12 protein-coding genes are annotated in these 18,742 nt (G+C 70.0%); 9 read left to right on the top strand and 3 right to left on the bottom strand.

Annotated elements, in window-relative coordinates:
• Positions 1–7: 7 nt before the first annotated feature.
• On the bottom strand, positions 8–1,510 hold the full coding sequence (locus EDC02_RS20565; RefSeq protein WP_123604985.1) for an aldehyde dehydrogenase family protein: 1,503 nt from the start codon (positions 1,508–1,510) through the stop codon (positions 8–10).
• 327 nt (positions 1,511–1,837) lie between these two features.
• Between EDC02_RS20565 and EDC02_RS20560 the strand changes: the two genes are divergently transcribed.
• The 4 genes from EDC02_RS20560 (at position 1,838) to EDC02_RS20545 (ending at position 5,391) form a co-directional block, all read left to right on the top strand.
• Positions 1,838–2,380: an FHA domain-containing protein gene (locus EDC02_RS20560; protein ID WP_123603369.1), complete on the top strand. Its 543-nt coding sequence runs from the start codon at positions 1,838–1,840 to the stop codon at positions 2,378–2,380.
• Positions 2,381–2,503: 123 nt separating this feature from the next.
• Positions 2,504–4,117, top strand: coding sequence for a 3-hydroxyacyl-CoA dehydrogenase family protein (locus EDC02_RS20555; protein WP_123603368.1), 1,614 nt, complete (start codon positions 2,504–2,506; stop codon positions 4,115–4,117).
• Between the two features lie 35 nt (positions 4,118–4,152).
• A complete protein-coding gene (locus EDC02_RS20550; RefSeq protein WP_123603367.1) occupies positions 4,153–4,512 on the top strand; it encodes a hypothetical protein in 360 nt (119 codons plus the stop codon).
• 63 nt (positions 4,513–4,575) lie between these two features.
• Complete coding sequence (locus EDC02_RS20545) at positions 4,576–5,391, top strand: alpha/beta hydrolase (protein WP_123603366.1); 816 nt, start codon at positions 4,576–4,578, stop codon at positions 5,389–5,391.
• Between the two features lie 55 nt (positions 5,392–5,446).
• Here EDC02_RS20545 and EDC02_RS20540 read toward each other — a convergent pair whose 3' ends face one another.
• Both EDC02_RS20540 and EDC02_RS20535 read right to left on the bottom strand, forming a co-directional pair.
• Entirely contained in the window at positions 5,447–6,421 is a 975-nt protein-coding gene (locus EDC02_RS20540; RefSeq protein WP_123603365.1) for a glycosyltransferase family 2 protein, read from the bottom strand.
• Positions 6,418–7,347: a WecB/TagA/CpsF family glycosyltransferase gene (locus tag EDC02_RS20535; RefSeq protein WP_233606088.1), complete on the bottom strand. Its 930-nt coding sequence runs from the start codon at positions 7,345–7,347 to the stop codon at positions 6,418–6,420. The genes EDC02_RS20540 and EDC02_RS20535 overlap by 4 nt, the downstream gene beginning before the upstream one ends.
• A 114-nt stretch (positions 7,348–7,461) precedes the next feature.
• On the opposite strand from EDC02_RS20535, the gene EDC02_RS20530 reads away from it, so the two are divergent.
• From EDC02_RS20530 to EDC02_RS20510, 5 genes are all read left to right on the top strand, one after another.
• Positions 7,462–8,391 (top strand): glycosyltransferase, encoded by a 930-nt coding sequence (locus EDC02_RS20530; RefSeq protein ID WP_148083533.1) that lies wholly within the window; start codon positions 7,462–7,464, stop codon positions 8,389–8,391.
• Between the two features lie 258 nt (positions 8,392–8,649).
• Complete coding sequence (locus tag EDC02_RS20525; RefSeq protein ID WP_148083532.1) at positions 8,650–10,758, top strand: DUF4082 domain-containing protein; 2,109 nt, start codon at positions 8,650–8,652, stop codon at positions 10,756–10,758.
• Positions 10,759–11,063: 305 nt separating this feature from the next.
• Positions 11,064–12,260 (top strand): hypothetical protein, encoded by a 1,197-nt coding sequence (locus EDC02_RS20520; RefSeq protein WP_123603362.1) that lies wholly within the window; start codon positions 11,064–11,066, stop codon positions 12,258–12,260.
• 19 nt (positions 12,261–12,279) lie between these two features.
• Positions 12,280–13,650, top strand: coding sequence for an O-antigen ligase (locus EDC02_RS20515; RefSeq protein WP_123603361.1), 1,371 nt, complete (start codon positions 12,280–12,282; stop codon positions 13,648–13,650).
• Between the two features lie 395 nt (positions 13,651–14,045).
• Positions 14,046–18,692 carry a DUF4082 domain-containing protein gene (locus tag EDC02_RS20510; RefSeq protein ID WP_123603360.1) on the top strand — a complete coding sequence of 1,549 codons (4,647 nt, stop codon included), beginning with the start codon at positions 14,046–14,048 and terminating at the stop codon, positions 18,690–18,692.
• Positions 18,693–18,742: the final 50 nt, after the last annotated feature.

Below are 18,742 nucleotides of genomic sequence, written 5' to 3'. Positions count from 1 at the left end.
CCCGCGATCAGTCGCGGCCGTACCGCAGCTTGATCACCTTGACGATGCGGGCCACGTCGGTCGGGGTCCGCTCGAACGTCATCGTCGGCAGCACCGACGGTGCCCGGCGGCGGGTGATCGCCTTGGACCGGGAGAACTCCCGCAGCCCGTCTTCACCGTGCACCCGGCCGAAACCCGATTCGCCGACTCCGCCGAACGGCAGCTCACTGAACCCGACGAAGGTGAGTACCGAGTTGATCGACACCATTCCACTGCGGATCCGGCGGGCGACGGCGATCCCCCGCCGCTTGCCGAAGACCGCGCCGCCCAACCCGTAGCGGGTGTCGTTGGCCGCCGCGATCGCCTCGTCGATGGTCTCGACCCGGTGGATCGTGACGGTCGGACCGAAGGTCTCCTCGCGGACGGCGGTGCAGTCGGGCGGCACGTCGACCAGGACGGTCGGATGCACGTACGGCGGCTGTACCGCCGCGGCACCGCCGAGCACCGCCCGCCCACCGGCGGCCAGCGCGTCGTCGATGTGCCGTCGGATGACGTCGAGCTGCCCGGGCATGGCGATCGGTCCGACCTGGTCGTCCGGTCCGCTACCGACAGTCAGCCGGCCGGCCCGGTCCACCACCGCGGTGACGAACGCGTCGTACACCGGGGCCAGCGCGTACACCCGCTCGATGCCGATGCAGCTCTGCCCGGCGTTGGTCATCGCCCCCCAGACGCAGGCCTCGGCCGCCGCGTCGATGTCGGCATCGTCGTCGACGATCATCGCGTCCTTGCCGCCGGCCTCGATCACCACCGGGGTGAGCGTCTCGGCGCAGGCCGCCATGACCAGGCGGCCGGTCCGTGGTGAGCCGGTGAACGAGAGCTTGTCCACGCCGGACCGGCACAACGCGTCGCCGACGTCGCCGAGCCCGTGCACGGCGGTCAGGACCGACTCCGCGCCGACCGCCTCGGTGAGCGTGTCGACCAGCCACTGTCCGGTCACCGGGGTGTACTCGCTGGGCTTGAAGACCACCGTGTTGCCGGCGGCCAGCGCGTACGCGATCGGGCCGATCGGAATGAGCACCGGGTAGTTCCACGCGCCGATCACCCCGACCACGCCGAGCGGCTGGTACTCCAGGTGCCCGCTGAACTCGGCGGTGATCAGCCGGGTGTGGGTCCGCCGGACCCCGAGCACCCGCTTGGCGTGCTGGGCCGCCCAGTCGATGTGTTCGATCGCGGCGGCGATCTCGACGACCGCCTCGGCCACCGGCTTGCCGCACTCCCGGTTGATCAGGTCGGCGAGCTCGGTGATCCGGGTGGCCAGCAGCGACCGCCAGCGCAGCAGCCGGCGGCGGCGTTGCGGGTGGCCGATCCCGACCCACCAGCCGGCTGCGGTCCGGGCCGCGGCCACCGCCGCCGCGACCTGATCGCGGTCGGCGATCGGGACCCGGCCCACCTGGGCGCCGGTCGCCGGGTGGGAGGAGAGGAGATGCCCGTCGTCGACCACCGGTCGGCCTGGGATCCGTACCGCTGTCACCATGGCCTCCTTCGCCAGCTGCGGCTGCGCGCCGGCCCCGGATCGCTCCGGCTGCCCGCTGCGCAGTATTGTCCGAGGTTAGCCGTGAAGGGTACTCGCGGGTAGCGAGACTTCGATTCTTGGCGATGTAATGACAGCCTTGGCCACCTGGCGTCAGGGCGGGTGTCCGGTTGTCGCGGACCACCGTCGAACCGGTGGCGCGGACCTGACCCGGCCGGCGACGAACACCGGACAAGGGACCATGTCCTGGTTCGGCGCGAGCTGGCAGGCTGCAACGGGTGGCGCGATGTGCGTCGCTGTCGAGGGGGGAAGGCACTTCACCAGCTGATGTCCGAACACCAGTCGCTGCTACCTCTCCTGCAGGTGATCACCGGCCCGACTCCCGGGGCCAGTTACCGGCTGTCGCCCGGCAACCGGGTGATCGGCCGGGATGCCGGCCTGGACATCACCATCGACGACATCAAGGTCAGCCGGTGCCACGCGGTGATAGCGGCCGGCGGCGGCCGTACCGTGCTGACCGACCAGGAATCGACGAACGGGACCTGGGTCAACGACCTGCGGATCCGGCAGCCGACCGAGTTGCGCGACGGCGACCGGATCCGGATCGGCGGCGTGGAACTGCGCTTCTACGATCCGGCTTCGGCGCTCACCGACCCGGTCGGCACCCGGATTCCCCGGCCGGCCACGGCTGCGCTGCCCGGCGCACCGGTGCGGCCGACCACCGGACCGGGTTCCCCGCTGCATACCGTGCTCGGCGAGCCCACCCAGCCGATGCGTCCCCGCCGCCGGCCCAGCACACTGCTGATGGCCGGGCTGGCCGGGGTCTTCCTGGTCGGCTGGTTGACCTGGATGGTCGTGGTGCTCTCCTGAGCGACGGCGGTCGTGGTGCTCTCCTGACGAATCTGGCCGTGGTGCTCCGCTGAGCGACGGTGCGGCGATTCGTGACAGACTCGCCCTGCACCGGGGCCGGCGCGGGTGACGGACGGAGGGCAGATGGCGCGCGAGTTCAAGACCGTGGGAGTGGTCGGGCTCGGCACGATGGGTGCCGGGATCGTCGAGGTCTTCGCCCGCAACGGCGTCGACGTGGTCGCCGCCGAGGTGGACGGGGCGGCGCTGGACAAGGGGCGGGCCAACCTGACGGCCTCCACCGACCGGGCCGTCGCCCGCGGCAAACTCGACCCGGCCGACCGGGACGCACTGCACGCCCGGGTGACCTTCGCGGTCGGACTCGACGCACTCCGCGACGTCGATCTGGCCGTCGAGGCGGTCCCGGAGCGGCTCGATCTCAAGCGACGCCTGCTGGCCGAGCTCGACCGGGTGTGCCCACCGGGGGCCGTCCTGGCGACCAACACCTCGTCGTTGAGCGTCACCGAGATCGCTGTCGCCACCGAACGTCCCGGCCAGGTGATCGGGCTGCATTTCTTCAACCCGGCGCCGGTGATGCGGCTGGTCGAGGTGATCAGCACCGTGGTGACCGCGCCGGAGGTGGCCCGCGACGTCCAGGCGCTCTGCGCCCGGCTCGGCAAGGTCGGGGTGAGCGTCACCGACCGCGCCGGCTTCATCGCCAACGCGCTGCTGTTCGGGTACCTCAACCAGGCGATCGGCATGTACGAGGCCGGATACGCCAGCCGGGAGGACATCGACGCGGCCATGCAGCAGGGCCACGGCCTGCCGATGGGCCCGTTGACGCTGCTCGACCTGATCGGCCTGGACACCGCGTACCAGGTGCTGGAGACGATGTACCAGCGTGGCGGCCACGACCGCCGGCACGCGGCCGCGCCGCTGCTGCGGCAGATGGTCACCGCCGGGCTGCTCGGCCGCAAGTCCGGCCGGGGGTTCTACACCTACCAGGCACCGGGCTCGTCGCGGCTTGCCCCGGACGAACTCACTCCGGTGGCCGGTGCCGAGGCCGGTGACCCGGCACCGCGTACCGTCGGGGTGGTCGGGTCGGGCAGCGTGGCGACCGACGTCGCCGAGGTCCTCACCGCCGCCGGAGTCGACGTCGTCACGGTCGCCGGCCCCGGTGCCGTCCCGGCGGCCGACCCCGTCGACCGGGCCGGGCGTGACCTGGCCGCCGTTGACCTGGTGGTGGTGGTCGGCCCGTCGACGGCACCGGTGATCGACGTGGCGATGGCCACCGGCCGGCCGGCGGACGTGGTCGGACTGCACTTCGTGGGCGGTACGGCGGCGCAGGCCCGACTGGTCGAGGTGGTGCGTACCGTCCGGACCTCGCCGACCGCGGTGCGGGCCGCGCACCAACTCTGCGCGGCACTCGGCAGGACCGCGGTGACCTGTGGCGACCGCGCCGGCTTCATCGCCGACGCGTTGCTGTTGCCGTACCTCAACGACGCGGTCCGGATGCTGGAGAGCAGCTATTCGACGGCGGACGACATCGACGCGGCGATGAAACTCGGCTGTGGCTACCCCGCCGGGCCGTTCGAACTGCTCGACACCGTCGGCCTGGACGTGGCGCTGGCCGTCCAGACCGCCATCCACCGGGAGCTGCCCGAGCCCGGGCTGGCACCCGCCCCGCTGCTGCGCAACCTGGTGACCGCCGGTCGGCTCGGCCAGCGCACCGGGGGCGGTTTCCGCGACCACGCCGGCTGAGCAGGGCGCCGCAGCGGCGACGTACCCTTGCGATCATGAGTCCGCGCCGCAACCGCCCGACCCGCCGGTCCGCCGGTCGCGGCGGCCACGGCGACCCCGGGCAGCCCGAGCCGGTCGACCCGGAGCGGGTGCGCCGGGGCGTCGCCGCCGTGCAGTCGTTCAGCGACGGCGACTGGATGGTGCGGTCGGTGCCCGGTCCGGCGGCGACCAAGACCTACCGTTGTCCGGGCTGCGTGCAGGAGATCCGGCCGGGCGTACCGCACGTGGTCGCCTGGCCGGCGGACGGCCGGGGCGACCTGACCGACCGGCGGCACTGGCACTCCGGCTGCTGGCGGGCCCGCGAGCAGCGGCGGCCGGCGGTCGAGCGGTCCCGCTCCGCGCCCCGCTACGGCTGATCCCCGACGGGTACGGCTGATCCCCGACGGGCCGGCTGGTCAGGGCAGTGCGAGACTGGCCGGGTGAGCGAGCCGATCCGGTCCATGTCGATCCTGCCCGCCGAGCGCCGCGACATCGAGCTGCACACCGCCGACGGGCTCACCCTCGTCGGTGAGCTGGCGTTACCAGCCGATCGTCCGCCGGTTGCCACGCTGGTCTGCCTGCATCCGCTGCCCACCCACGGCGGAATGATGGACAGCCACGTGTTCCGCAAGGCCGCCTGGCGGCTGCCGGCGTTGGCCGACGTGGCCGTGCTCCGGTTCAACACCCGGGGTACCAGCAGCGAGCGTGGCACCAGCGGCGGCAGTTTCGACTCGGCCGAGGGGGAGCGGTTCGACGTCGCGGCGGCAATCGAGTACGCCGAGTTCGCCGAGCTGCCCAGGATCTGGCTGCTCGGCTGGTCGTTCGGCACCGACCTGGCACTGCGCTACGGCTGCGACCCGGCGGTCGAGGGCGCGATCCTGCTGTCGCCGCCGCTGCGCTTCGCCACCGACGCCGACCTGGCCACCTGGTCGGCGTCCGGCAAGCCACTCACCGCGCTGGTCCCGGAGCTGGACGACTACCTGCGGCCGGACGAGGCGACCCGGCGGTTCGCCGTGGTCGGGCAGGCGGAGGTGGTCGGGGTCGCAGGCGCCCGCCATCTCTGGGTCGGCCAGGTGGAGCGGGTGCTCGACGAGGTGGTCCGCCGGGTCGCGCCGCAGGTCACGGTGCCGCTGCCGACCAGCTGGGACGGCCCGATGGAGTACGGCGACGCCAACGCGTACGCCGACCGTACGGTGGCGGCGTTCGCCGACGTCCCGGTCGCCGGGCCGCCGCAGCGGCAGGCCGACGAAGGGTGACCGCACGGGTGTGGCCCACCCACGACGTGACCGTGGGATGCGATGTCCGGGGCGGTCAGCCGGCGGGTTCGAGTCGTTCGGTGGTCGGCCGATCCTCCTCGACCGGCGGGTAGCCGGCCGCCCAGTCGCGGCGGGAACGCCAGACCTCGATCCAGTCGACGCCCCGGGACCGGTCCCGGCCGAGCAGCGTCTTGCCCACCGCCCGTAGACCGACCCCGGCGACCAGCAGCCGGACGCCGGTCCAGGCCCGCAGCGGCGACCAGTGCCGTCGGACGTAGGTGGCCTTGCCGCGCAGGATCCGGATCCGTTGCCCCTCGGAGCTGGACGAGGCACCGACCAGGTGCACCACCTGAGCGGTCGGGGTCAGCACCGGGCGGGCGCCCAACGCTCGGGCCCGGGTGCTGAGGTCGATGTCCTCGCTGTAGAGGAAGTACTGCGGGTCGAAGCCGCCGAGCCGGCCGAACAGGTCCCGCTCGACGAGCAGCATGCAGCCGGACAGCGCCGGCACCTCGCGTACCGATTTGCGGTCGTAGCCGGGCAGCGCCTCCGGATCCGCCCAGGCCCGGCCGCGGAATGCCGTCGACAGCCCGCTGGCGAAGCCGAAGATGCTCCACACCGTGGGCATGCCCCAGCAGGAGTAGTTGTCGTCGGTGCCGTCGGGGTGCAGGGTGCGCCCGGTGTACAGGCCGTGTCCGGGATGCCGGTCGGCGAAGGTGACCAGCTCGGTGACCGGATGGCCGACCGGAACCGTGTCCGGGTTCAGGCAGAGCAGGTAGCGCCCGGTGCTGACCGCCGCCCCACGGTTGATGCCCCGGCCGAACCCGACGTTGTCCGTCAGCCGTACCAGGCGGACCTGCGGGAACCGGTCGGCGATGGTGTCGGCGGAGCCGTCGGTGGAGGCGTTGTCGACCACTACCACCTCTGCTGTGACGTCCGGGGTCAGACTCGCGTACAGCTCGGTCAGGCAGCGCACGATCAGCTGACTCGTGTTGTACGAGACGATGACGACCGAGACGTCTGGGCGGCTCACGGGCGCTTCCCGGAGCCGACCGGGTCGGGACGGTTGGCGTCCCGGTCGTCCCGGTTGTCCCGGTTGTCACGGGGGGCCGGGATGTGCCGGGTCGGCGGGAGCGCCGGTACGCCGCCGTTGTTCGTCGCCTGGTCGCCGCGCCGCAACCGGGTCCGGACGCTGCCGCCGAGCAACTGCAGCGCGAACGGTACGTCGTGCAGCAGGTAGCGGCGGGTGAGCCGGTGTGGCTCGCGGAGCAGCCGGTGCATCCACTCCAACCCGGTGCGCTGCATCCACCGGGGGGCCCGACGGTGTACCCCGGCGACGAAACCGATCGCCGCTCCGCAGCCCATGAACCAGGTGTTCGGCAGCATCGGCCGAAGCCGGGCGATGAGTCGTTCCTGTTTGGGGAAGCCGAGTCCGACGAAGATCAGGTCCGGTCGGGCGGCGGCCACCTCGGTGCAGATCCGGGTGAGCTGCTCCTCGGACCGGTCGAACCCGAACGGCGGGCTGAGCTGGCCGGCGATGGTGAGCTGGGGGAATTCGCGGCGGAGTACGGCGGCGGCCTGCACCGCCGTGCCCGGCTCGCCACCGAGCAGGTAGACCGACCGGCCCTGCTCGCCGAGCGCCCGGGACAGGCTCCAGATCAGGTCTGATCCGGGGACCCGGGCCGGCAGCGGGTCGCCGCTGATCCGGCTGGCCCAGATCAGTGGCGCACCGTCCGCGACCACCAGAGTTGACGACTCTATGTGTCTGTGGCACTCCTCTTCGCGATTGGCGCGGCGCAGAATGTCCACATTCGGGGTGATGATCTGGCCGCCGGTGCCGGCGTTCAGTGCGGCGACGACGTGGCGGATGACGTCTTCTTCCCGAACGGGATCAAAAGCGACATTGCTCAGAGTGATCCGATGCCTATTTGCGGTAACGGGGTACTGGTCACGAGGCACAAGCTGCACCGTACTCGGCGTGGTGGTCCACCGGATGGTCCAATCGGTGTCAGCTAGGCGATAGTGAGGTTGCCCATTCGACTGGTTGTCCCATCGTCCGTGAATGGAAGCATCGTGGTTGTGCAGATTACCGTCATCATGCCGGCCTTCAACGAGGAAGAAGGGATCGGCCCGGTCTTGCGTGCAATGACCGAATCGCCGTCCTTCGGACCGGACGTCGAGATCATCGTGGCCGCCAACGGCTGCACCGACCGGACGGCGGCGGTCGCCCGGTCCTGCGGCGCCCGGGTGCTGGAGATCGCCACGCCGTCGAAAATCGCCGCGCTCAACGCCGCCGACGAGATCGCCGAGGGAGACGTCCGGATCTATCTGGACGCGGACATCGCGGTATCGGTGGAACTTCTACGCGCGCTGGCCGCCGCGATCGCCGAACCCGGCGTGGAGGCGGCGGCGCCGCGACCGGTGATCGACACCTCGGCGAGTACCTGGCCGGTGCGTGCCTACTACGCGATCAACGCGCGGTTGCCGATATTCAGCGGCCGACTCTTCGGTCGTGGGCTGATCGCGATCTCCGCCGCCGCGCGGGCGCGATTCACCAATTTTCCGGACATTATCGCCGACGACATGTTTCTCGACGCGGTGGTCAGAGCCGAGGAAAAGCGGGACGTCGACCTGCCCGTACGGGTGGTGGCACCGCGGCGCACGGGTGAGTTGGTCCGGCGAGTGGCCAGATCTCGTGCCGGTAACGCCGAGTTCTGGGAGTTCGTCCGAACGGATCCGCAGGGCGCCGAGTTGGCGCTCGATCCGGTGCCCGGTTCCCGTCCGTGGTCCTGGTTGCGGCGGGTCGTACTCACGGCGCCACATCTTGTTCCGGCAGCGTTCTGTTATGTGGCGATCACTGTTGCTGCGGAGTTAAGGCGGCGTTCTCCTGGATGGAGCGTGCGCTCCGGTTGGGGGCGGACCGCCGCCGGTGCGCCGACCGGTGGTGCCGCTGATCCACATTCGGCGGTCGACGCCTCCGGAGCCGGCCCGAGCGGCAGGTAAATGATCTCGATCTGTCGATGTTCGAGGTGAGTGAATTTCACCATTCATGTCGGCTGCGAGTGTGCTCAGGGTCGTGCCGGCTTGCCATAAGAGAGCATTAAGTTCCTTGGGAAGGTCCGTGGCCTGGGTTAACGTCAGCCTCGGCACCGATCGGGCGGCGTAGCTCGCTGCGTACCGTCGGGTCGGGGAGTGCCTGGGGGAGATCCACCGAACGTAATACCGACAACGGACCATGTCCCGAGAGGTGTACATCTCGTGGTGAGCAAGGATTCTTTCGAGCCGGACGGGGGGCGGGACGAGTCGGTCCCGGGATCGTTCACGGCCAGTTCGCCCGGTTTACCCGGGTCGCCACGCGCCCGGCGGGCCGGTCGCCCGTCGCCGCGTCCCACCGCCGAACCCGGACCGGACGCGACCGGCCGGCACGCGAGCACGGCCGGGTCGGGTCGCGGCCGGCGGCGGATGCTGCGGCGCCCCACCGGCCGTCGCGGTCGGTTGGTGATGATCGGCGCGGTGGTGGTCAGCTTCCTCGCCACCGCGACGGTGGTCACCGCCTCGGTCGCCGGGGAGCAGGTCGACGGCTTCACCCTGTTCGCCGAGACGGACGTGTCGCGGGTGCCGGTCGACCCGGACACCCGGCCGGTGGAACTCGGCGTGCGGTTCACCGCCGACCGCGACGGGGTGGTCACCGCGGTGCGTTTCCTCAAGGCCAAGGGTGACCGCGGTCGACACCGGGTCAACCTGTGGAACGCGGACGGCGAGCGACTGGCGACCGCCGTACCGAAGCGGGAATCCCGCTCCGGGTGGCAGCATGTCGCGCTGCCCGAACCGGTCGAGGTTGAGGCGGGCGAGGTGTACGTCGCCTCGTACCACACCAGTCGGTACCGGGCCACCCAGCGCTACTTCGAGCGGCCGGTGTCCGCCGGTCCGCTGCGGGCCGACGGCACCGCCGGCGTCTACGCGTACGGATCGGGTGGTTTCCCCCGACAGACCTGGAAGGCCAGCAACTACTGGGTCGACCTCGCCTTCGAGCCGACCGGGTCGCAACAGCCGGAACCGACGCCGTCCCCGACGGCCTCCGCCGAGCCGTCGCCGACGCCGTCTCCGACGGCCAGCCCGACCGCTCCGCCGACGGCCAGCCCGTCGGCCTCGCCGACCGGCGGTACGCCGGCCGTGCTCGACCTGCCCCGGGTGCCCTGGGAGGGTGGCCCCGCGTACTACGCGAACTTCCCGCAGGCGCGGGCGTCCGGCTGGACCGACCCGTCGTTCTTCCCGATCGGCGTCTGGTACGAGGGTGTGTACACCCAGCAGGACATCGACCGGGACAAGGCGGCCGGCCTGAACACCTACGTCATGCTGACCGATCAGTCGGATGTCGCACTGATCAGGCGCAACGACATGTACGCCTTCATCCCGCAACCGTTCAGCGACCGGGGCAACGAGAGCGTCGGCTGGGTGATCGGCGATGAAGCGGACATGTGGGGCGGGCCGGGCAACGGCACCTGGACCGGAAACTACCCCGGCCAGGGCCCGATCTGCACCTCCAGCCGGGAGGGCTGCGGACTGGACGTGATGAAGAAGGAGTCGGCCACCGTCCCGTCCGGTGACCGTGGGCTGCGCTACGCCAACTACGGCAAGGGCGTGATGTTCTGGCAGTCCGACCCCGACGCCAGCAAGTTCGTCAACGGCTTCAGCTCGGTGGTCTCCAACGACATCTACTGGTACACCGACCCGCACGTCTGCGCCGCCCCGGCGGAAGGCCCGACGTACGGCGTGAACAAGGACAACTGCCGGCGCGCGGCCAACTACGGGCTCACCATGCAGCGGATGCGTGAGGTCGACGCGATGGACGGCAAGCGGCAGCCGGTCTGGGCCTTCGTCGAGGTGGGGCACCCGTTCACCGAGGACTGGGCGCCGACCATCACCGGTGAGCAGATCACCGGTGCGGTGATGAACTCGGTGATCAACGAGGCTCGGGGCATCCAGTACTTCAACCACAACTTCGGCGGGCCGTGTATCTCGCAGCACGTGCTGCGGGAGCGGTGTGGTGACGCGGTCCGCCCGGCCGTCGCCGAGGTGAACAAGCGCGTCACCAGCCTGGCTCCGGTGCTGAACACCCAGTCCTACGAGTGGGAGTTCAACAACGGACTGGACACGATGCTCAAGGCCCACGACGGCTCGTTCTACGTCTTCGCGATGGTCGGCAAGGACACCCCGACCGGTGACCACTCGCTGGCCCTGCCGCCCGGCGTGACCGGTGACACCGCCGAGGTGCTGTTCGAGAACCGCTCGGTGTCGATCAGCGGTGGAGCGATCCGGGACACCTTCGCCGAGGAGTACACCTACCACATCTACAAGATCACGCCGTAAGGTTCGATCCGACGGGCCGGGTGGACGCTGTGGGCGTCTACCCGGCCCACTGGTATGTCCCCCTGACGGTCGGCGCCGGAGCTGTCGCGTTGGCGACTCTCGGTACCGCTCGGTCGTTTGGTGCGGCGTAATGGGACATATGTCCGGGATGGGGCGGCGACCGGAGGCTTGCGGAGGTGCCCGCCCGGCCGGACACTGAACCCCGGCGGGGTCCTCGACGTCCCACGCCGTACCTTCATGCTTCTCGGCTGGCCATACGATGGAAGACGAGCGCCCCGACCTCGCCACCCAATGGAAGGACAGCAGTGGACTTTTGGGATCTCACCAAACTGCTGTTCCGGCGGTGGTACGTCGCGGTACCGCTACTGCTCATCTCGGTCGCGGCTGCCGGTTGGACCCGAATGAGCGTCGAACCGGACTATATCGCGACATCATACGTTCAGCTGATCCCGCCCACCGCGGCCAACACCACCCCGGACGAGGACGCCCCGACGACTCCCCGTAACCCCTGGTTGGAACTGGGGCTGGGGTCGCTGAGCCGGGCCGCCGCCCTCACGGTGCAGGACCAGGCCGTGCTCAAGCAACTGGACGCCGCCGGCCTCAGTGAGAGCGTCGCGATCACCCTCGACAACCAGCAGCCGATCATGACCATCGAGGTGGTCGGCGAGTCCGAGGAGCAGGCCACCGAGACGACCGAGGAGGTCGTGCGCCGGTTGGAGGCGAGCGTGGTCGGGCTGCAGGCCGACTACGGCGCGAGCGAGGAGAGCTTCATCACCGCTCGCCGTCTCGACCGGGGCGACAACATCCAGGAGGCCAACTCCAAGGTCAACCGGGCGATGATCGCGGTCGCCGGAGTCGGCGTGCTCCTCAGCGCGGCGCTCACCATCGGGATCGACGGCCTGCTGCGGCGCCGCAGGCCCCGACCCGCGACCGGCGTGCCGGTCACCGCCGGCACCGACGAGACGATCACCATCCCGCCGATGGCCGGGCGGACCGATCAGACACGGTCGGTGTCGCACCCGCAGCCGGTCCCGCGCCCCCGGGCGAGTGACCGCGACGGCGCGGCGGCGAGCAAATCCGGCGGCGTCTACAGCTCCGGCAACGCCTCCCAGGGCCGCCAGGAAAGTCGTCCGGCGAGCGGTCCGGATGAGCGTCGGGGTGCCGAGCCGTCGCCGGGTGAGGCACCGGCGGCCGGTAGCGGGATGGTCGGCGGTCCGGTGCCGATCGGCGGGCTGGTCGGCAACGGCTCGCTGACCTTCCGGGCGGTCGACGACCGGGCCGACAGCGCTGACGGGGAGACCCCCGGATCGCAGCCGGCCGCGCCGCAGCCCACGCAGCAGCAGTCGGCCCCCCAGCAGCCGGCCACGCCGTCGGCCAACGACGACACCGCGGTGATCCGCGCGGTCCGCGACGACGCGACGATAATCCTGCCCAAGACCGGTGCCGGCCGTGAGCAGTGGACGCCGTCGGAGACGTCCAAGAACGGCAGCCAGGCACGATGACCGAGGGCAGGGCCCGGTGATGTCATCCGGGGTGCACCCGGCAGACCTCGAACCGGCGTGGATCAGCGAGCGCACCTATGTGACTCGCCGCCGGCTGACCAGGATCGACGCGCCGGTCATGTTGTCGCTCATGGTCTGCCTGCTGACGCTGATCCCGTCGCACCTCATCCTGCCCGGAATGACCGATCTGGGGCGTCCGGCGCTGATCGTGGCGATCCTGATGTGGTTCTGGTGGATGACGGCCCGGCTCAACTCCAGGTTGGTGCTCACTGGCCCGCAACCGCTGCGCTGGGCGATCCTGGCCTTCCTGCTGTCGATGCTGCTGTCGTACGCCATCGGCTTCCTCCGTGGGCTGACCGTGATGGAGGCGAACGCGGCGGACCGCTGGATGCTGACCGCTGCGGCGGTCTCCGGCGTGATCCTGTTGACCGCCGACGGCATGCCCAACTGGGACCGTCTCGACGGCGTACTGCGGGTGTTTGTCTACTGCTGTGCTTTTGTCGCCGTGGTCGGGCTGATTCAGGCGTTTTTGTACTTTGATCTGACTCAGTACATGCGGGTGCCCGGTCTGCAGATGAAAGGGTGGGTCGTCGGCCTGGAAGTCCGCGGCGGAGGCGTACGGGTGCCCAGCACGACCTTTCACTACATCGAGTTCAGTCTGTTGATGGCGATGGCGCTGCCGTTCGCGATCCACTTTGCGCGTTTTTCGGCCACTTCCCGACATCGGCAGATGTTCGCATTCCTGGCGTTGCTCATCGCTGCGGCGATCCCGGCGACGATGTCCCGGACCGGATTCGTGGCGTTGGCGATCGTGCTGCTCGTCCTGATGCCCACCTGGGCGTGGCGGATGCGCTACAACATGATGGCGCTGGGTCTTGTCATGTTCGCCGGGATGGCGGTGGTGAAGCCGTCACTCGTCACCACGATCACCAACATGTTCCTTGGGGCGAGCACGGACCCGAGCATCACCTCGCGGACCGAGCGGTACGAGATGGTCGGCTACTACTTCACCCAGCGACCGTGGTTCGGCCGGGGGACCGGGACCTGGGTGTCCCCGCAGTACCAGTACCTCGACAACCAGTGGCTCGCCTTCGCCCTGACCAACGGCGTGGTCGGGGTCGCGGTGCTTGCCGCACTGCACGTCACCGCGATCGTCGTCGCACTGCTCGCCCGGCGCAGGTCGACATCGGAGCGTGACCGGCACCTCTGTTCGATCCTCATCGCGGTGCAGCTGGTCGCGATCGCGGCGGGCTTCACCTTCGACTCGCTGAGCTTCAGCACCTACGCCGTGGCGATGTCGCTCATGGTGGGTATGTGTGGCGCTGTGTGGCGGCTCAGTCACCCGGCGCTGAAGGTGCGGACGTCGACGCCCCGGTGGTTCGGTTCGTAACGACGCCGTGGGTACCGGTGACCGAGGGGCCGGTGACCGAGGGGCCGGTGACCGAGAGGCCGGTGTCGGTGGGGTGGGTCCATTCGCCGCCGGTCGTCGATCCGACATCTCAAAGATTGTCTATCAATTAACCGTGTGAATGCAGATCATTACGCGTCGCCTGGGCCCGGTTGTCCGAATGGGTGATGGGTGGGCTGTCCGGGTCGCGCCGAGGGCCAGATGCATGCCCGGTTGTGAGCTTGACTCACGCTGGTAGCGTCGGCGCTGCGTAGCCAGGGGAGGCACGCGGTATCGCGTCGGGCTGGCTCCTGAAGGGACATTCGGTGAGAGCGGGCGTATTTCGATTTGTTGATCGCGGTAGTCGGCACATCGTCGCCGTCGCGACCGCCGTCGTCATGATGGCGACCCTGATGATCGCGATGCCGGCGGCATCCGCGTCCACCGATCCGTGTGTGGCTCCGGTCAACACGATCGCCTGTGAGAACAGCAAGTCGGGAACGCCGAGTTCGGTGTGGGACATTTCCGGGGTCGGCGACCCCACGATCCAGGGCTTTGCGACCTCGACAAGCGTGAACGTCGGGGAACAAGTCGGTTTCAAGGTACGGACCGAGGCGTCCGCGTACACGATCAAGGTCTACCGGCTCGGCTGGTACGGCGGCGACGGCGCACGGGAGTGGGCGACCCTGACCCCGAGTCTGCCGTTGGCGGCCAACACCGACGCCGACTGTGTGCACGCCACCGACACCCAGATCTTCGACTGCGGCACCTGGCAGGTCGGCGCGACCTGGGACGTACCGGTCGACGCCGTCTCCGGGGTCTACATCGCCCGGCTCATCCGCTCGGACACCGGTGGTGACAGCCACATCCCGTTCATCGTGCGGGACGACACCAGCACCTCGCAGCTGGTGTTCCAGACCTCCGACACCACCTGGCAGGCGTACAACCGCTACGGCGGCGCGGACTTCTACTGGGGCGAGGGTCCGGCGTACCGCGCCTACCAGCTGAGCTACAACCGGCCGTTCGCCACCCGGGGTGCTCAGCAGGGGCGCGACTTCCTCTTCTCCAACGAGTATCCGATGATCCGGTTCCTGGAGCGCAACGGATACGACGTCAGCTACATCAGTGGACTCGACGCGGACGTCCGTGGTGAGTCGCTGCTCAACCACGAGGTGTACGTCTCCGTCGGGCACGACGAGTACTGGTCCCCGCAGCAGCGGGCCAACGTCGAGGCGGCCCGCGACGCCGGGGTGCACCTGGCGTTCTTCACCGGCAACGAGGTCTACTGGAAGGTCCGCTGGGAGGACAGCGTCGACGGCAACGGTACGCCGTACCGCACCCTGGTCTGCTACAAGGAAACCTGGGACAACGCGCGGATCGACCCGTCGGACGAGTGGACCGGCGTGTGGCGTGACCCACGCTTCCCGACCGGCGAGGTGCGCGAGCCGGAGAACGCGCTGGTCGGCAACCTCTACATGGCGAACAACACCGACCTGGCCATGCAGGTCCCCGCCGAGCAGGGCAGGCTGCGGTTCTGGCGGCACACCGGCGTGGCCGAGCTGGCTGCGGGCCAGACCGCCACTCTGGCGCCGCACACCGTCGGCTACGAGTCCAACGAGGATCTCGACAACGGCTTCCGGCCGTCCGGCACCTTCCGGCTCTCCACCACCACCGGCCACACCCCCGAGTACCTGGTCGGCTATGGCCCGGACAACAAGCCGGGGGAGACCACCCACCACATGACCATGTACCGGGCGTCGAGCGGTGCGCTGGTCTTCGGCGCCGGCACCATCCAGTGGTCGTGGGGGCTCGACGCCTACCACGACGGTGGCTCGGGTGCGCCCGCCGACGACGCGATTCAGCAGGCCACGGTCAACCTCTTCGCTGACATGGGCGCGGCGCCGACCACCCCGATGGACGGCATCGTGGTGACCAGCGAGTCCGCCGACGTCCTGGCGCCCACCGCGACGATCACCGGACCGGCCGACGGCAGCGCGGTGGCCCACGGCGCGCCGGTCACGGTCACCGGCACCGCGTCCGACGCCGGTGGCGGGCTGGTCGCCGGCGTCGAGGTCTCCACCAACGGCGGCGACACCTGGCACCCGGCCACCACCGGTACGCATTCCTGGACGTACGAGTTCCTGCCCACCGACATTGCCACCCAGGTGGTGCTGGCGCGGGCGGTCGACGACAGCGGCAACCTCGGTGCCCCGTCCGACCCGGTCGCCCTGTCGGTCTCCGGGCCGTACTCGCTGTTCGGCCAGGCGGTGCCGGACACCCCGGCGTTCGTCGAGACCGACAACGGCAAACCGGACGGCGAGCCGCTGGTCCCCCAGCCGGCGGTCGAGGTCGGCGTGCGGTTCACCCCCCAGATCGACGGTCTGGTCACCGGCCTGCGCTTCTACAAGGGCGAGGGCAACGGTGGCGAGCACCGCGGCACGCTCTGGACCAACGGCGGTTCGGTGCTGGCCACGGCCGTGTTCACCGACGAGACCGAGACCGGCTGGCAGCAGGTAAGCCTGCCGACCCCGGTCCCGGTCTCCGCCGGCACCAGCTACGTGGTCTCCTACTTCGCGCCGGAAGGGCGCTACGCCAGCGACGGCGGCTACTTCCTGACCGATCACGTCTCGGGACCGCTGCTGGCGCCCGCCACCGAAGGCACCGTGGGCAACGGTGTCTACCGGGAGGACGAGCCCGGCTTCCCGAACAACTCGTGGGGTTCGACCAACTACTACGCCGACGTGACCTTCGTGACCGCCGACGACGCGCCACCCACGGTCTCGTCGACGGTGCCGACCGCGGACGCGGCGAACGTACCGGCCGACGTGGCCCCGTCGATCGTGTTCAGCAAGCCGGTCGACGAGGCCAGCATCGATTTCACGTTGGTCGGCCCAGCCGACGAGCCGGTGCCCGGTGCCGTCAGCTACGACGCCGAGGCCCGGCGGGCCACCTTCACGCCGACGGTGCCGCTGACCGAGCAGACCACCTACACCGCGACGGTGACCGCGAGCGACGACGCCGACGTGCCGATGAACGCGCCGTACTCGTGGTCGTTCACATCGACCTTCTCCGATCAGGTGGTGACCCTGTTCGAATCCGGGTCCGCTCCGCAGACCACCGCGTCCGGCGAGAGCCTGCCGGTGGAGGTGGGGACCAAGTTCACCCCGTCGGTGGACGGTGAGGTGGTCGGGATGCGGTTCTACCGGGGGCCGGGGAACACCGGTAGCCAGGTCGGCCGGTTGTGGCCGGTCGGTGGTGGTGCGCCGCTGGCGGAGGTGACGTTCCCGGAGGGTGGCGGTACGGGTTGGCAGTCGGCGGCGTTCGCGGACCCGGTGGCGGTGTCGGCGGGTACGACGTATGTGTTGTCGTACTACGCGCCGAACGGCAACTACGCGTTCGATGCCGGGTTCTTCGGTTCGGAGTACGTGCGGGGTCCGTTGAGCGCGCCGGCGGGGGACAACGGTGTCTACCGGTACGGTTCGGGCGGCGGGTTCCCGACCGACACGTACGGTTCGGCGAACTACTGGATCGACCCGTACTTCCTGCCGGCCGGTCCGCTTTCGGACCCGACACCGTCCCCGTCGCCGACCGGCAGGCCGGGCGAGGACGAGCCGGCGGTCACCGCGACCGTACCGACGTCCGGGGCCACCGGTGCGGCGGTCGAGGTGGTGGCCTCCGCGCTCTTCGATGTCGACATCGACGAATCGTCGCTGGAGTTCGGGCTGGTCGACGCGGCGTCCGAGCCGGTCGCCGGCACGGTCGCCTACGACGGTACGACCCGACTCGCGACGTTCACCCCGTCGACCGCGCTGCGGTCGCTGCACACCTACACCGCGTCGGTGCGGGCCAGCAGCGGCGGAGTGCCGATGGCGCAGCCGTACACCTGGTCGTTCACCACTACCTACGGCGACGACGTGGTCACCCTGTTCGAGCCGGACGCGGTCCCGCAGCAGTCCTCGGTCGGCGAGAGCGACCCGGTCGAACTCGGCGTCAAGTTCACCCCGTCGGTGGACGGTGAGGTGGTCGGGATGCGGTTCTACCGGGGGCCGGGGAACACCGGTAGCCAGGTCGGCCGGTTGTGGCCGGTCGGTGGTGGTGCGCCGCTGGCGGAGGTGACGTTCCCGGAGGGTGGCGGTACGGGTTGGCAGTCGGCGGCGTTCGCGGACCCGGTGGCGGTGTCGGCGGGTACGACGTATGTGTTGTCGTACTACGCGCCGAACGGCAACTACGCGTTCGATGCCGGGTTCTTCGGTTCGGAGTACGTGCGGGGTCCGTTGAGCGCGCCGGCGGGGGACAACGGTGTCTACCGGTACGGTTCGGGCGGCGGGTTCCCCACCGGGACGTACAACTCGGCGAACTACTGGATCGACCCGTTGTACGTTCCCGGTGCCGGTGGGGTAGACCCCGACCCCACGCCGACCACCAGTCCGTCACCGGCCGGACCGTCGCCGACGCCGTCGGCCGAGCCCTCGCCGTCGACCGAGCCGAGTCCGTCCGGATCGCCGACCCCGACCGGCTCGCCGTCGCCGAGCCCTGAGCCGACCCCGAGCCCCGACCCGTCGGTGCCGCCGGTGAGTATCTTCGGCCCGGAGGACGTGCCCACGGCGGTGAACTGGGCCGACGAGGACGCGGTCGAGGTGGGGGTGCGGTTCCGCTCCGACGTCGCCGGTCAGATCACCGGTGTCCGGTTCTACAAGGGCCCGGCCAACACCGGTACGCACCGCGGCTCGCTCTGGACGTTGGAAGGTGTCCGGTTGGCGACGGCGGTGTTCACCGACGAGACGGAATCCGGTTGGCAGACGGTCATCTTCGACCAGCCGGTGCCCATTCTCGCGAACACCACCTATGTGGCCTCATACCACACATCGGTCGGCCAGTACGCCGTGACGGCCAACCAGTTCGCCGAAACCGAACTGGACCGGTCGCCGCTGCACGTGCTGGTCGGCGGGGGTGTGTACCACTACGACCCGTACGGCTGGGTGTTCCCCGGCCACTCGGTCAACCACAACTACTGGGTAGATGTCGTGTTCACGCCTAACTCTTGAGGACAGTCGCGGCGAAGCCGTTGAATCATCGGCAGGGCGGCTTTGCCGAG

Source organism: Micromonospora sp. Llam0 (assembly GCF_003751085.1).
Classification (GTDB): Bacteria; Actinomycetota; Actinomycetes; order Mycobacteriales; family Micromonosporaceae; genus Micromonospora_E.
This window is presented reverse-complemented; position numbering and strand designations above follow the sequence as displayed.

Excerpts from the sequence above, each read along its gene's own strand:
- EDC02_RS20560 (WP_123603369.1), top strand. The coding sequence starts at position 1,838 with ATGTCCGAACACCAGTCGCTGCTACCTCTCCTGCAGGTGATCACCGGC.
- EDC02_RS20515 (WP_123603361.1), top strand. The coding sequence starts at position 12,280 with ATGTCATCCGGGGTGCACCCGGCAGACCTCGAACCGGCGTGGATCAGC.
- EDC02_RS20510 (WP_123603360.1), top strand. The coding sequence starts at position 14,046 with ATGATGGCGACCCTGATGATCGCGATGCCGGCGGCATCCGCGTCCACC.
- EDC02_RS20555 (WP_123603368.1), top strand. The coding sequence starts at position 2,504 with ATGGCGCGCGAGTTCAAGACCGTGGGAGTGGTCGGGCTCGGCACGATG.
- EDC02_RS20550 (WP_123603367.1), top strand. The coding sequence starts at position 4,153 with ATGAGTCCGCGCCGCAACCGCCCGACCCGCCGGTCCGCCGGTCGCGGC.